The sequence below is a fragment of the Methylobacterium sp. 88A genome (genome assembly GCF_000376345.1).
Classification (GTDB): domain Bacteria; phylum Pseudomonadota; class Alphaproteobacteria; order Rhizobiales; family Beijerinckiaceae; genus Methylobacterium; species Methylobacterium bullatum.
Window position 1 is genome coordinate 3,727,276 of sequence record NZ_AQVT01000001.1, and the last position, 15,295, is coordinate 3,742,570.

Annotated in this window: 11 protein-coding genes; 7 read left to right on the plus strand and 4 right to left on the minus strand. The window is 67.3% G+C overall.

The window, feature by feature from the left end:
- Positions 1 to 31 precede the first annotated feature (31 nt).
- From A3OM_RS0117870 to A3OM_RS0117895, 6 genes are all read left to right on the plus strand, one after another.
- Complete coding sequence (locus A3OM_RS0117870) at positions 32 to 1,324, plus strand: ABC transporter substrate-binding protein (protein ID WP_018045143.1); 1,293 nt, start codon at positions 32 to 34, stop codon at positions 1,322 to 1,324.
- A 113-nt stretch (positions 1,325 to 1,437) separates the two neighbouring features.
- The gene (locus tag A3OM_RS0117875; RefSeq protein ID WP_018045144.1) at positions 1,438 to 1,698 is read left to right on the plus strand and encodes a hypothetical protein; all 261 of its coding nucleotides are present in this window, start codon (positions 1,438 to 1,440) and stop codon (positions 1,696 to 1,698) included.
- A 168-nt stretch (positions 1,699 to 1,866) separates the two neighbouring features.
- Positions 1,867 to 3,816: an acetate--CoA ligase gene (acs, locus tag A3OM_RS0117880; protein WP_018045145.1), complete on the plus strand. Its 1,950-nt coding sequence runs from the start codon at positions 1,867 to 1,869 to the stop codon at positions 3,814 to 3,816.
- A gap of 246 nt (positions 3,817 to 4,062) precedes the next feature.
- Positions 4,063 to 4,371 (plus strand): DUF485 domain-containing protein, encoded by a 309-nt coding sequence (locus A3OM_RS0117885; protein WP_018045146.1) that lies wholly within the window; start codon positions 4,063 to 4,065, stop codon positions 4,369 to 4,371.
- On the plus strand, positions 4,368 to 6,062 hold the full coding sequence (locus A3OM_RS0117890) for a cation acetate symporter (RefSeq protein ID WP_018045147.1): 1,695 nt from the start codon (positions 4,368 to 4,370) through the stop codon (positions 6,060 to 6,062). Before A3OM_RS0117885 ends, A3OM_RS0117890 begins: the two co-directional genes overlap by 4 nt.
- 386 nt (positions 6,063 to 6,448) lie before the next feature.
- Positions 6,449 to 8,188 (plus strand): MFS transporter, encoded by a 1,740-nt coding sequence (locus A3OM_RS0117895; protein ID WP_018045148.1) that lies wholly within the window; start codon positions 6,449 to 6,451, stop codon positions 8,186 to 8,188.
- A gap of 143 nt (positions 8,189 to 8,331) precedes the next feature.
- On the opposite strand, the gene A3OM_RS0117900 is transcribed toward A3OM_RS0117895, so the two are convergent.
- The 3 genes from A3OM_RS0117900 to A3OM_RS0117910 form a co-directional block, all read right to left on the minus strand.
- A complete protein-coding gene (locus A3OM_RS0117900) occupies positions 8,332 to 9,702 on the minus strand; it encodes a DUF2252 domain-containing protein (RefSeq protein ID WP_018045149.1) in 1,371 nt (456 codons plus the stop codon).
- Positions 9,703 to 9,759: 57 nt separating this feature from the next.
- Positions 9,760 to 11,358 (minus strand): bifunctional phosphoribosylaminoimidazolecarboxamide formyltransferase/IMP cyclohydrolase, encoded by a 1,599-nt coding sequence (purH, locus tag A3OM_RS0117905; protein WP_018045150.1) that lies wholly within the window; start codon positions 11,356 to 11,358, stop codon positions 9,760 to 9,762.
- A 74-nt stretch (positions 11,359 to 11,432) separates the two neighbouring features.
- Positions 11,433 to 13,217 carry a heparinase II/III family protein gene (locus A3OM_RS0117910; protein WP_018045151.1) on the minus strand — a complete coding sequence of 595 codons (1,785 nt, stop codon included), beginning with the start codon at positions 13,215 to 13,217 and terminating at the stop codon, positions 11,433 to 11,435.
- A 385-nt stretch (positions 13,218 to 13,602) separates the two neighbouring features.
- Between A3OM_RS0117910 and A3OM_RS0117915 the strand changes: the two genes are divergently transcribed.
- Entirely contained in the window at positions 13,603 to 14,157 is a 555-nt protein-coding gene (locus A3OM_RS0117915) for a hypothetical protein (protein ID WP_018045152.1), read from the plus strand.
- Positions 14,158 to 14,166: 9 nt separating this feature from the next.
- Here the strand turns inward: A3OM_RS0117915 and A3OM_RS0117920 are convergent, their stop codons facing one another.
- On the minus strand, positions 14,167 to 15,267 hold the full coding sequence (locus tag A3OM_RS0117920; RefSeq protein WP_245257802.1) for a hypothetical protein: 1,101 nt from the start codon (positions 15,265 to 15,267) through the stop codon (positions 14,167 to 14,169).
- Positions 15,268 to 15,295 lie beyond the last annotated feature (28 nt).

A 15,295-nucleotide genomic window follows, 5' to 3' on the forward strand; every position in this document is an offset into this window, starting at 1 on the left:
TGCACTCTCCATGACGAGACGCCTGCCTCCGATGGCCGTGACGGCCCTGATCCTGGCGTTCTGCCTGTCGGCCGAAGCCGCCGAGCCCGTCCGCATGACCCTCCTCACCAACCGCACGGGTCCCGGCGCCGCCATCGGCGCGCGGGTGGCCAATGGCGTTCACGATTACCTGGAGATGCTGAACCAGCGCGATGGCGGGATCGGCGGCGTGCCCTTGCAGGTGGAGGAATGCGAGGTCGCCTCGGAGGTCGAGCGCGCCCGGGCCTGCTACGCCGCCGCGCAGGCGTCCGGAACGGTCCTGATCACGACGCCGGACCGGGGCATCACCCAAGACCTGCTGGAACCGGCCGCGCGCGAGCGGATCCCGATCCTGTCCCTCGCCGACGGCTTCCCGGCCGGAACGCGCGGCGACCTGCTTCCATGGGTGTTCAACCCCTCCTCCACCGTGCTCGGCGGCATCACCATCGCGATCCGGTATCTCGCCAATAGGCTCGGTGGCCTGTCCGAACTGCAGGGCCTCTCCATCGGCCTCGTCTACAGCCACGCGGGCGCCGATCCGTCCGCCCTCGTCATCCTGCAGGAACTCGGCACCCGGTATGGGTTCTCGACGCTGCTCTTCGCCGATGACGAGACCGAGGCCGGCAAGGCCGCCCTGTGGACACGCATCGCCGCCGCGCGCCCTGACCATGTCATCCTCCTCGGCCAGGGCACGCGGAGTGGAGTTTCCATTGAGGAGGCCCTGAAGGTCGGCTTCCCGCCCGACCGGATGATCGCCCTGCGCTGGCCCGATCAGGACGGCATCCGCCGCACCGGCTCGGCGAGTCGCGGCTTCAAGGAGGTGAGCCGCCACGCTTTCGGCGATGCTTTCCCCGCCTTCGATGCCATCGACACCTTCGTCGCCGATCGCGGATTGTCCTCGACGCCGAAGGACGGTTCGGGGGAGACCCATTATAACCGGGGCGTCTACAACGCGGTGCTCGCCGCCGAAGCCATCGCGGAGGCCCAGAGAGCGCGGCGCGGCGCACCGTTGCGCGGCGCGGACGTGCGCCTCGCCTTCGAGGGCCTGTCGATCGACGACAGCCGCTGGAAAGGACTCGGGCTGGCGGGCTTTGCCCATTCCCTCACCTTCACCTGCCGCGATCACGGCGGACGGCCTTCCGGCTTCGTGCAGGTCTGGGATGGCGCGAAATGGCTCCGGGTGGCCGAGGGGGTTCCGCAGATGAGCGACATCGTGGATGCGCGCCTCGATGCAGTGGTGGCTGAGTTCCGGACGGCCAACCCGGCATTGCCGGCCCGCGCCGAGCCCTGCGGGTCGCTTCCCTGACACGGCCTGGGTTCGCCTAGGCCTTCCGGCACCGACTTCAACGGCGCCGATCTCCGGCCGTAAGCAACCCCGGCGCACCCCATCCGTTCTTCCGCGACAGATGGAGAAGCGCGATGCGTACAACCCTGAGACTTCTGGCCGCCGGACTTTTCATGGCCGGAGCAACCGGCGCCCTGGCCCAGACGGGCGGCACCTCGACGACCGGGCAGAACCTCGACTCGGCCGGCGCCTTCCGCAACATCACCCCCACCGGCGTCACCAAGCCCCCCGGCGCCGCGGCCGCGCCCGACACGCCGGTGAAGCGTGACGACAACGGCAAGCGGCCCAAACCGGAAGGTTCGGGCATCAAGGGGATCTGTATCGGCTGCAACTGACCTGCAGGCCACCGCTGGCGAGGAGTATTCCCCCAATTGGGGGTGCCGGCGCTGTTGGATCATGCCCCTTCGCGCTTGCGGTAAATCTGCTCCTGCGCATAAGAACAAGGTGGAAGTCCCGGCTGCGCGGTTTTCGCGATACGATCGGGCACCAGCAGGGAAAACGTCATGGACGAGAAGGTGGTCGACGTCCGCGCGGCCTGGATAGACGGCGCGCATGTGGACGATGCCGGGTATCAGGCGATGTACAAGGCCTCGGTCGACGATCCGGCCGCGTTCTGGGGCGAGCACGGCAAGCGGATCGACTGGTCGACGCCGTACTCCACCGTGAAGAACACGAGCTTTGCTCCGGGCAACGTCTCGATCAAATGGTTCGAGGACGGCAAGACCAACGTCGCCTACAATTGCATCGACCGCCACCTCGCCACCCGTGGCGATCAGGTCGCGATCATCTGGGAAGGTGACGACCCCAACGAATCCAAGCACATCACCTACCGCCAGCTTCATGCGGAAGTCTGCCGGATGGCGAACGTGCTGCGCAACCGCGGCGTCGGCAAGGGTGACCGCGTCACCCTCTACCTGCCGATGATCCCGGAAGCCGCCTATGCCATGCTGGCCTGCGCCCGGCTCGGCGCGATCCACTCCATCGTCTTCGGCGGCTTCTCGCCGGATTCCCTGGCCGGCCGCATCGAAGGTTGTGCCTCGAAGCTCGTCATCACCGCCGACGAGGGTCTGCGCGGCGGGCGCAAGGTCGCGTTGAAGGCCAATGTCGACGCCGCCATCGCGCGGCTCGGCAAGGATGCGGTGGACCATGTGATCGTCGTGCGCCGCACCGGCACTGCCGTGCCGATGGAGCCCGGCCGCGACGTCTATTACGACGAGGCCGCCGCCCAGGTCACCGATGATTGCCCGGCCGTGGCCGTAGAAGCGGAGCACCCGCTCTTCATCCTCTACACATCAGGCTCGACGGGCCAGCCCAAGGGCGTGGTCCACACCACCGGCGGCTATCTCGTCTACGCCGCCATGACGCATCAATACGTCTTCGATTACCGCGAGGGCGAAGTCTACTGGTGCACGGCCGATGTGGGCTGGGTCACGGGTCACAGCTATATCGTCTACGGGCCGCTGGCCAATGGCGCCACGACCCTGATGTTCGAGGGTATCCCGACCTACCCGTCGACGTCGCGGTTCTGGGACGTGGTGGACAAGCACAAGGTCAACATCTTCTACACCGCTCCCACGGCGATCCGCTCGCTCATGGGCGGCGGCGAGGGCCCGGTGAAGAAGACGTCGCGGGCCAGCTTGCGCGTCCTCGGCTCGGTGGGCGAGCCGATCAACCCGGAGGCCTGGGACTGGTACTACCGCGTGGTCGGCGACAGCCGTTGCCCCATCGTCGACACCTGGTGGCAGACCGAGACCGGCGGCATCCTCATCACCCCGCTTCCCGGCGCCACCAAGCTGAAGCCCGGCTCGGCCACGCGCCCGTTCTTCGGCGTTCAGCCGCTGATCGTCGATGCCGAGGGCAAGGAACTCGACGGCCCCTGCGAGGGCAACCTCTGCATCGCGGATTCCTGGCCGGGCCAGATGCGCACGGTCTATGGCGACCACGAGAGGTTCGAGCAGACCTACTTCTCCACCTATCCGAACCTCTACTTCACCGGCGACGGCTGCCGCCGGGACGCGGACGGCTATTACTGGATCACCGGTCGCGTCGACGACGTCATCAACGTCTCGGGCCACCGCATGGGCACGGCAGAGGTCGAATCCTCCCTCGTCGCCCATCCGAAGGTGTCGGAAGCGGCCGTCGTCGGCTACCCGCATTCCATGAAGGGACAGGGCATCTACGCCTACGTCACCCTGATGGAGGGCGAGGACGGTTCGGACGAACTGCGCAAGGAATTGGTAGCCTGGGTCCGCAAGGATATCGGCCCCATCGCCTCGCCGGACCTGATCCAGTTCGCCCCCGGCCTGCCCAAGACCCGCTCCGGCAAGATCATGCGCCGCATCCTGCGCAAGATCGCCGAGGACGAGTTCTCGTCGCTGGGCGACACCTCGACCCTCGCCGAGCCGGCCGTGGTCGACGACCTGATCGAGAACCGGCAGAACCGCGCGTCCTGATCGCCAAACTCCCGCAACGAAGCGGCGCATCTCGAAGGAGATGCGCCGATCGCGTCCTGGCCGGATCCCGAGCCGTCGCTTCCGTTTGACCTGACGATATCGTGACCCTGCGACGCTTGCGCTGACGCGCCTCGGGACATGAGACAAGATCGGCAGACTTAAGCGCGCCCGCTCCTTCATCGCTACAGTATTCGTCGAGACCGAGACCCCGTTCAGAAGGGTCGACGCTCCAGGGAAAGGTACGCCATGTCCGATATCGAGACTGCGCGGATTGCGCAGAACCCGCGGTTCAAGGAGCTCGTGCACGAACGCACCCGCTTCGGCTGGACGCTGACCATCCTGATGCTGCTGGTCTATTTCGGCTTCATCGGCCTCATCGCCTTCGACAAGTCTTTGCTCGCCCTGAAGATCGGGAGCGCCACGACGTCCCTGGGCCTGATCCTCGGTGTCGCCGTGATCGTCTTCGCCTTCATCCTCACCGGCATCTACGTCCAGCGCGCCAATGGCCGCTTCGACGAACTGACCGCCGCGCTCAAGCGGGACCTCGGCCGATGATCCGCTTCGCCCACCCCATCGCCCTCGGCACCACCCTCGCGGTCATTCTCGCGGGTGCCGCCTATGCGGCCGGCCCGGATATCGGCGCCGTCACGAAGGCCCAGACGAACTGGCCGGCCATCGGCATGTTCGCGTTCTTCGTGCTCTTCACCCTCGGCATCACCTACAAGGCGGCCAAGGGCACCAAATCGGCCTCCGACTTCTACGCCGCCGGGGGCGGCATATCGGCCGGCACCAACTCGCTGGCCATCGCCGGCGACTACATGTCGGCCGCCTCGTTCCTCGGTATCTCCGGCCTCGTCTACACGTCCGGCTTCGACGGGCTGATCTACTCCACCGGCTTCCTCGTGGGCTGGCCGATCGTGCTGTTCCTCATCGCCGAGCGCCTGCGCAATCTCGGCAAGTTCACCTTCGCCGACGTGGCGAGCTTCCGCCTCGACCAGACCTCGATCCGCATCATCTCGGCGGTGGGCACCCTCGTCGTGGTGGCCTTCTACCTGATCGCCCAGATGGTCGGCGCGGGAAAGCTGATCCAGCTCCTGTTCGGGCTCGAATACCTCTACGCCGTGGTCATCGTCGGCGTGCTGATGATCGTCTACGTGGCCTTCGGCGGCATGAAGGCGACCACCTGGGTCCAGGTGATCAAGGCCTGCCTGCTGCTGGGCGGCGCCACCTTCATGGCCGGCGCGGTCCTCTACAAATACGGCTTCAACCCGGAGGCCCTGTTCTCGGCGGCCGTCGCCACGCACCCGAAGGGCGACGCCATCATGGCGCCCGGCGGCCTCGTCTCGAACCCGATCGAGGCGATTTCCCTCGGCGTCGGCCTGATGTTCGGCACCGCCGGCCTGCCGCATATCCTGATGCGGTTCTTCACGGTCTCCGACGCCCAGGCCGCCCGCAAGTCGGTGTTCTATGCCACCGGCCTGATCGGCTACTTCTACATTCTCACCTTCATCATCGGCTTCGGCGGCATCGCCCTGCTGATGTCCGACCCGGCCTATTTCAAACTCGATCCGGCCGGCGCCTTCGACAAGCTCAAGGGCATGGTCGGCGGCACCAACATGGTCGCCGTGAACCTCGCCAATGCCGTGGGCGGACCGTACTTCCTCGGCTTCATCTCGGCGGTGGCCTTCGCCACGATCCTCGCGGTGGTGGCCGGCCTGACCCTCGCCGGCGCATCGGCGGTGAGCCACGACCTTTATGCCAGCGTCATCGCCCGCGGGCGCAGCAACGAGACCTCCGAGGTCCGGCTCTCGAAGATCTCGGCGGTCGTCATCGGCATCGTGGCGATCTATCTCGGCTACGTCTTCGAGAACCAGAACGTCGCCTTCATGGTGGGCCTCGCCTTCTCGGTGGCGGCGAGCTGCAACTTTCCGATCCTCACCATGTCGATCCTGTGGCGGGGCACGACCACCTGGGGTGCCCTCATCGGCGGCTTCGTCGGCCTTTTCGCGGCGGTCGGCATGGTGATCCTGTCGAAGGCGGTGTGGGTGACGACCTTCGGCAATCCGGTGGCGATCTTCCCCTACGACAACCCGGCCCTGTTCTCGATGCCGCTCGCTTTCCTCACGATCTATGTGGTGTCGAAGCTCGACAATACTGCAAGGGCCAAGCGCGAGCGCGCATTGTTCGAACAGCAGTTCGTGCGCTCGGAGACCGGGATCGGAGCCGACGGCGCTCACGCTCACTGACGGTTTCAAGATCATTCGACAAATGCTTGAAAGGGCGCGGCGGAAGCCGCGCCCTTTCTCATTCATCGCATCCCGCCGGGCGGCGGCCCGATCAATCGGCACCAAAGTGACACGTTTGCATAAAAACGTGAGTATCCTTGTGCCGTACAGCTTTTTCACTCTTGGGCGAAATCATGGCGTGAGGTAGCGTCGATCGCTCTCTTTTCCGTGAGCGGTAAGACCAGCGCGCGCCAGGACTGGGGCGACTGCGAACGCCGACGCAGTGCCCAAGTCTCTGAAGTGATGAAAGCCAGGCCTGCAAAAGCCTGGAAGTATAAAAAATTTTGGAGGTTCCCCCCATGTCTGCAACGTCAGCGGTCCCATTACCAAAGGATGCCGCACGGCCCATGAGTGCCGGCGAGAAGAAGGTCATCCTGGCCTCCTCGCTCGGCACCGTGTTCGAGTGGTATGATTTCTATCTCTACGGATCGCTCGCCGCGATCATCGGCGCACAGTTCTTCTCGGCCTATCCGGAAGCCACGCGCAACATCTTCGCCCTGATGGCCTTCGCCGCCGGCTTCCTGGTCCGCCCCTTCGGCGCGCTGGTGTTCGGACGTCTCGGCGACCTGGTGGGCCGCAAGTATACCTTCCTCGTCACTATCCTGATCATGGGCATATCGACCTTCGTGGTCGGCCTGCTGCCGTCCTACGCCACGATGAACGAGTACGGCGTCGGCTGGGTCGCACCCGTGGCGCTGCTGGCGTTGCGCATGCTCCAGGGCCTCGCGCTCGGCGGAGAATACGGCGGCGCGGCGGTCTACGTGGCCGAGCACGCTCCTCCTGGGCGTCGCGGTTTCTACACCGCCTTCATCCAGACCACGGCAACCCTCGGGCTGCTGCTGTCGCTGATGGTGATCCTGTTCACCCAGATCTACGTCAACGCGAACTACGCGCCCGTCGCCACCACCCTCGCCGATGGATCGGCCGGGACGATCACGCCCTTCGCCGCCTGGGGCTGGCGCATTCCGTTCCTGGTCTCGATCGTGCTGCTCGGCGTCTCGGTCTGGATCCGTCTGCAGATGCAGGAAAGCCCGGCCTTCAAGAAGATGAAGGACGAGGGCACCGGCTCGAAGGCGCCGCTCTCGGAGGCGTTCGGCCAGTGGCGCAACGCCAAATGGGCGCTCCTCGCGCTCCTCGGCCTCACCGCCGGCCAGGCCGTGGTCTGGTACACCGGCCAGTTCTACGCGCTGTTCTTCCTCCAGACGATCCTGAAGGTCGATCAGTTCACGGCCAACGTGCTCATCGCCTGGTCGCTCATTCTCGGCACCGGCGGGTTCCTGTTCTTCGGCGCGCTCTCCGACAAGATCGGCCGCAAGCCGATCATCCTCGGCGGTTGCGTGATCGCGGCCCTGACCTTCTTCCCGCTGTTCAAGGCACTGACCGCGGCCGCCAACCCGGCCCTGCACGCGGCCCAGCAGAGCACACAGGTGGTGGTCAAGGCCGATCCGGCTGATTGCTCGTTCCAGTTCAATCCGGTGGGAACGGCCAAGTTCACCAATTCCTGCGACATCGCCAAGGCGCTGCTCGCGCGCTCGGCCGTGAACTACACCACCGAGCCCGCCACACCCGGCACCAAGGCCACCGTCACCGTCGCCGGCAAGGAGTTCGCCGCCGCCGATCCGGCCTTCGCCAAGGATATCGGCGCGGCCCTCACCGCCTCCGGCTACCCGACCGCCACCAACCCGAGCATCGTGAAGATCGCCATCGAACCGAAGGACGGCCTGTCGAACTTCGCCAAGATGATCGACATCTTCTCGGTCCAGAAGCTGACGATCATCGGTATCCTGACGATCCTCGTCCTCTACGTGACGATGGTCTACGGCCCGATCGCGGCGGCCCTCGTCGAACTGTTCCCGACGCGTATCCGCTACACCTCGATGTCGCTGCCCTACCATATCGGCAACGGCTGGTTCGGCGGCCTTCTGCCGGCCACGGCCTTCGCCATGGTGGCCCAGACCGGCGACATCTATTTCGGCCTCTGGTACCCGATCGTCATCGCCCTCGCGACGGCCGTCATCGGTGCCCTGTTCATCCCCGAGACCAAGGACAGGGACATCTTCACCTGGGACGACCGCCCGGCGCGGTAGTCCTCGAACGGGGGCGTCGGACCGGGCTCTCCGCCACGGTCCGGCGCCGGACGTGAAGCCCCCGATGTTCCGCCATGAAAAAAGGGCCCCGGATCGCTCCGGGGCCCTTTCTCGTGTCGTCCGCGCGCGAAGCCCGTGTGCCGTCAAGCGGCCTCGACGGTCTCCGCATGGGCCGCCTGCAGGGCGTGATGATCGGCCATCGTCTGCCAGGCATAGCGCATGGCGAACTCGGCCACCGCCTCGTCGAAGGCGTCGCCCTTGCCGAGATAGCCGGCGATCATCGCCGCGTCCCCGGAGCGGGCATGGGCACGGGCGAGCGTGGTGCCGCAGAGCCGGGCATAGGCTTTGGGGCCGCTCTCGGCGAGGATCTCGGCGACGGCCGAGAGCTTCTTGTTCTTGAGCTGGCGCACGTAATAGGAGCGCCCGCTCACCTCGGAATGAGCGGTGCCGAGGAACATGTCGCTGGCCGCTTGCATGATGCGCTGGCCGTCGATCACCCGCTGACCCTCGGATGCGAGGAAGAACGGGCTCAGGGCGAGCTGACCCAGGACCGAAGGCCGGGCTTCCTTGATCTGCAGGAAGAGCGGCGCGCCATCCGCGTCGGAGTAGAGCCCCACGGCGCAGACCGTGCCCACCGAGCCGATGCCCACCACCTTGAAGGCGACGTCACGCTGCATGTAGCGCAGGGTCAACAAGTTGCGGTCGGCCTGGAGGCTCTGCGGATAGGCGAGCAACGCGGCGGCCGCTTCCTGCACCGCCTCGGTCAGGCCATTCGGCCCTTCGTGGAAGATCGTCGGGTCCTTGTCGGCGATGCGCCACTGGGCCGGGTCCGAATGGAAGGTCGCCGGGTCGAGGTCAGGGGCATCGCCATGGCTCAGACCGTCGGCAGTCTCGGAGGCCGCATCGGCCAGGAGGCGCCGGCACAGGTCCCCATCGCCGAGGCGGCCGATCTCGTCATCGAGGTCGATGCGGCTGTGCCAGATGGCCAGGGGCGAGAGATAGGACAACTCGCGAATGTGCTCGCGATAGGCGCAGACGCTGGCGCGAGCCGCGCGATACGCCTTGTCCTCGCCCTGGGCGAAGGCGGCGACGGCGACGCTGGCGGCGAGGCGCTTCACGTCGATGGTGAAATCGACGTTCCAGAGCGTCTCGTCGAAGTCGTTGATGTCGAACAGGGTCTGGCCCTCGGCGCTGCGATACACACCGAAATTGCCGATGTGGCAATCGCCGCAGGCCTGGACCGGGATGCCCGGAACCGGAACGCCCGCGAGATCGGATGCCATCACGGCGGCGGCCCCGCGCAGGAAGGCGAAGGGACTGGCCCGCATCCGCTCGTGGCGCAGGGGGATCAGCTCGAGTAGCCGGCCGGCATCGTTCGCCCGCAAGACAGCCAGCGGATCGCGGTCTTCGGCCGGGTACCAATCGGCATGCGACTCCCGGGGGACCGAATCGCGCAGGCGCTTGCCGGCCGCCCGGCGCTCCGCGCGATTGGAGGAAAGATACGTGTTGGTCATGGAAGATAGCCTCGACAGGGCGATGCGCGCAGGCCGTTCGCCGCACACCGCGCGGCATCAGTGCCGGAAGTGGCGATGTCCTGTAAACACCATGGCGAGTCCGGCCTCGTCGGCGGCCTTGATCACGTCGGCGTCCCGCATCGATCCGCCGGGCTGAATCACCGCCGTGGCGCCGGCCTCCGCCGCCGCGATCAGGCCGTCGGCGAAGGGGAAGAAAGCGTCCGAGGCCACCACCGAGCCCTTGGCGAGGCTCTCCGCCGCGCCGATGCGCTTGGCGCCCTCCGCCGCCTTCCAGGCGGCGATGCGCGAGGAATCCACCCGCGACATCTGCCCGGCGCCGATGCCCACCGTGGCACCGTTCCTGGCGTAGACGATGGCATTCGACTTGACGTGCTTGGCGACGCGGTAGGCGAAGCGCAGGTCGGCATATTCCTGCGCCGTGGGCTCGCGCTTCGTCACCACCTTCAGCGTCATGTCGTCGACCACGGCGGCGTCGCGGCCCTGGACCAGGATGCCGCCGGCGAGGTTGCGCATGGCGAAGCCCTTGGCGCGCGGGTCGGGCAGGCCGCCCGCGAGGAGAAGGCGTAGGTTCTTCTTGGCCGCGATGAGGGCGATCGCCTCCTCGGTGGCGTCCGGCGCGATGATCACCTCGGTGAAGATCTCGATGATCCGCGCGGCCGATTCGGCATCCAGCGTGCGATTGAGGGCGACGATGCCGCCGAAGGCCGAAGTCGGGTCGCAGGCCAGCGCCCGCTTGTAGGCCTCTGCCAGGGTGTCGCCTTCGGCGACGCCGCACGGGTTGGCGTGCTTGATGATCGCCACCGCGGCGGCGCGGGCCGGGTCGAACTCGGCCACACATTCGTAGGCCGCGTCGGTATCGTTGAGGTTGTTGAAGGACAGCTCCTTGCCCTGGAGCTGGCGGGCGCTGGCCACACCGGGCCGAACGAGGCCGGGCGTCCGGTAGAAGGCCGCCGATTGGTGGGGGTTCTCGCCGTAGCGCAGGGATTGGGCGAGCGTGCCGCCGAAGGCGCGGAAGGCCGGGGCCGCCTCCATCTCCACATGGTCGGCGAGCCAGGAGGCGATGGCGGAATCGTAGGAAGCGGTGCGGGCGAAGGCCTTCTGCGCCAGCCGCCTGCGGGTCGCGGCTCCCAGCGTGCCGTTGCCGGATTCGAGCTCCGAGAGGATCGCGCCGTAATCGGCCACATCCACCACCACCGCCACGTCGGCATGGTTCTTGGCCGCGGCGCGGATCATCGCCGGGCCGCCCACATCGATGTTCTCGACCGCGTCGTCATAGGCGCAGGGTTTCGCGATCGTCGCCTCGAACGGATAGAGATTGACCACGAGGAGGTCGATGGCGCCGATGCCGTGGGCGGCCAGCGCCGCCTGGTGCTCGGGATCGTCGCGCACCGCGAGGAGGCCGCCATGCACCGCCGGGTGCAGGGTCTTCACCCGCCCGTCCATCATCTCGGGAAAGCCGGTGATCTCGGCGACTTCCGTGACCGGCAGTCCCGCCTCGCTCAAGGCCCGGTGCGTGCCGCCGGTGGAGACCAGGGCGACGCCGCGCTGGGACAGCGCGCGGGCGAAATCCACGAGGCCCGTCTTGTCGGAGACGGAAAGGAGTGCGCGGGCAACCCGCGCCTGATCATGCGACATCGTCGAGAACCGTCCGGCACAGGGCAGACTCTGCCCCTGAAACGCGGCGGGTACCACAGATGGCGCCCTATCGGCTACCGCGCCGCCTCATCGGCCACCGGCGCCTCGCTCCGGGCGGGATCGTTCCGCCCCGGCGCCTGCGCGAGGTGCAGGAAGCGCCATCGCACTCGCGTGCCCTCCCCCGCTGTCACGTAGAGGACGATCTGGTCGGTCCGACGCGCACCCGTCAGCCCCGCGAAATACACGCTCTCCTCCAGGGCCAGGGCCGCACCGTCGGCCTCGAACCGCCAGACCTCTCCCAGGGGCGAGGCCAGATCGATCCCTCCGCCCTCGGCCGCATTGGCCGCGATGGCGGGATGGAGGTGGAACCGGATCGCCGCCTCCGGCGGGCGCAGCCGGATGCGATTCCCCTTGTGGGCCACCGACACGAAGGCATCCTCGCCTTCGAGCCCGGCGCCGTCCGGGAGGAGGCACCAGCGCCGCTCGTGGACGATCCCGAATTCCGCGGCATAGCCGTCATGGCGGCCGGCGAGGATCAGCGAGCCGCCATCGCTCGTCCGCTCGGATTTGACCGCACGCGGGCCGCGCACCAGAACGGGTCCGATCCGCCCGATGAGCCAGTCCGACGCCCAGCGACTTCCCACCCCCTCGCTGGCGCCGAGGAAGCGGCAGGACGAGGAATCTCCCACCGTCGCGGTGGAATGGGCGGCGGTGCTGCGGGCAAGGCGCCGCAGCTCCGGACCGCTCGCCGGCAGGCCGCAATTGATCACCACCCGCTGGGGGCCGCTCGACATCTCGAAGGAAAGGCAGCCGGCCCCGGCATTCATCGAGAAGGGCAGCGGCGGCGGCGCACCCACATCGGCGACCACGACGACCCGGCCGCTCTCCAGCCGCTCGTAGCCGGAATTCGGCGCGTGCATCATCGGCTGCGCCAGGGCGCCGTCATAGACCAGCAAGGTGGCGAGATGGTCCGCCGCCGTGGCGCCCATGCCGTTGAAATGGCTCAGGGACGCATCGCCGTGGCGCAGGAGGCGCAGCAGGGGCAGCATGCGGTCGATGGCATGGAGCAAGGCCACCGGCGGATCGAGGCTGCGGCTGAGGAAGCTCTGGCGCAGGGGCAGAAGGTCGAGGAGGAGCTCCATGGCGAAGCGCGGGTCGCGGCTACGAGGGCCGCCATCCGCCATGATCTGCCGGTCGAGCTCGCGCGACAGGATGCGCGTGGCCCGGCGCAGGATCGGTTGAATGCCCTCGCAGCACAATCCGGCATAGCACAGGGCCACCACCGCCAGGAGCCGCGATTGCGGTGGCAGGCCCCGGCGCAGGGAGCGTTCGAGGTCTCTGGCGCCGCGCCCCACCGCCTTGAGGAAGGCCTGGTAGAAGGCGTGGTCCGCCCCTTCCAGCACGAGGGGCGACTGGCACAGGAAGGAGATCAGCCGCCGTGCCGCCACGGGCACGGGCGCGGCCAGGGCCTCGTCGCCACGGCCGGCGATGAAATCCGCCACGAAGGCGCGGGCATTGGCGCGCGCCAGCGCCGTGTCGGCGGCGCGCAGGTGGCGCAGCCAGCCGAAACCGTAGAACGCGTCCGCCCATTCCGGCGAGGGCGGCGCGTAATCGAAGGGCGAGCGGCCGCTCACCGAGAGCGAGCGCCCCGCGAAGACGAACAGGCCGGCATAGATATCGTCGGCGAAGGTGGCGTCGCTGGTGCGCAGATCGTGCGGGGCGATCACCAGAGCGCTGACACGGGCGCGCGCGAGCAGGTCCGGGCTCGCGGTGAGGCGTGCGGAGACGCCCCGCGCCGAGCGCGCGATCTCACGCCCGACGAGCCGATAGAAACGCCAACGATCAGCCCCCCAACCCACGCACGCCTTTCCTCCAGCACCGCGACCCGGATGGCCATCGTGCCGGATGTCGTCCCATCTGGAAGCTAAGCCGTGCCTATTAACCAACAATTAAGGATGCCGATACTCATCGCGCCGCCTCGTGGCCTATCCGCTCGGGATTTCCCCCTCCCGAGTGGCGCCGCGCACAGGGGAAAGGTTGGGCACCACCACGGCCCGGCAAACTGTATTTTTTGGCGAACTCGGCCGGAACGGTTGAATGCTGCACAGGTTATACACAGCGCCAGCGAGTTTCGTTCCTGCAGCCTCCAGCAATGGCAGTGTGCCTGTGACTGTCATCCCCGCCTTCAAGCGCGCCGGTCTCTTGATGTCCGCCGCAGCGTTATTGTGCACGTCTGGCGCTGCGATGGCCCAGAACGCTCAAGACCGTGGTCTCGGCGGCCTGTTCGAGGCGTTGTTCTCTCCGGCCCGCCCAGCGGTGGAAGCGCAGCAGCCCGCTCCCGCGATCGAGTTGCCGCAAAGGTCCCTGACGATCCGGCGCGAGGCGAACCGCCCGCGCCCGAAGATCCGTTACGCCGCCCTGCCGAAGAGCGAGCCGCTGCAGTTGCAGATCGGCGACCGCCAGACGCCGATCCCGCTCTCCTCCGGGCCGATGGCCGCCCTCCTCAAGGATCCGACCCTGCGCCCCGGCGACATCGTCGTGCTGAAGGACGGCGCCCGCGTCTTCACCGGCAACGAGGACAAGACCCATACCGCGCGGGATTTCGAGCCGGTCAGCCGCTCCGCCTCGGTCGATCGCAAGACCAAGGCGCTCCTGTCCATGATGATCGCCCCGGTGGGCGCATTGCCGCCCGACGAGGTGCGCAAGTTCATGGCCCGGCTGAAGAAGTCGACACCCGCGAGCGACGTGAACGGCGCGGCGCAGATTCAGACCGTCTCCATGCGGGTGATCACGCCGTAGGGCGGGCGCCTACCGCAGATACGTGACGCTATACAAAGTTCGTCGCAACTCGCTCTCCGTCACCCAGATGCGACCATTGTCGCAGCGCTCGCGGATGCCGTCGCGCATGCGGCCGCAATATTCGCCGGTATTGTCCTGGATTCGATACTGGCACACATCGCCCGCCTTGCGGCGGCCGATGACCGGGCTCGCATGGTCGGCGAACAGGTCGGGATCCTTCGGGTCTCGGTCCTCCAGGAGATACCAGCTGTAGCCCACGGTCGGCACGCGGCCATGGTCGAGCGCGTAGTCCACCATGGCCAGGATGCGGTCGAGCTTCGGCCTGCTCGGATGGCGGCCGGATTCGAGCATGTCGGCGAAATCGGCCTGGCTCGCCGCCACGCGGTAGGAGACCGGCAGGAGCGGCACCGGCAGCGGCGTCCGGCGGCAGGCCGCCTCCACATGGGCGATCCAGGCCGCGTTAAACGGATCGGCCCATCGCCCGCGCAGATGGGTCGCGGTGGCGGCTACGGCGCGAAAGCTCTGGCGCGTCGGGCGAAGCTTCGTCCGGTAGCGCAGCGAGCGCAATGTCGGCAGCACGTAGCGATAGCCGTCGTTGGACGGCAGGTCACGGTCCTCGCAATACCCGCCGATATTGTAGAGGAGCGCCGCCGTATCCTCTTCGCCGCCCTCGATCTTGTCGAAATACGGTTCCAGGCTCGGATTACCGTCCTTGGTCACCTCCGCATTGTTGCGGCTCCAGGCGATGTCGGCCCGGTAGGCAGGGTGCGCGCGAAGATGGCCTTTCAGATGCGGATCCGGGATCGCCTCCAGGCGCGCCGGGTCGGCGAAGTAGAATTTCGTCGCCACGTCGAGGGGCGAGACCGATTTGCCGACTCGGTGCGAGATCATGTCCGCCGTGGCGTAGGCGAAACAGATCGCGCTCTCGCCCTGGTTCAGGGGCAGGTCTTTCGGCGAGGGCGAGATCCCCACGTCGCGGGTACCGGTATGGATCTCGAACGGGATCGTCAGCGAGACAGGGGCACAGGCGGGATTGCGGGCATAGGCTGGCGCCACCGGCAGGATGCGGCGGTCGATCCCGTCGGCCCCGGCCTGGCCGACGAGAGGCAAGACCGCGAACAGTCCGGCAATGGCATGG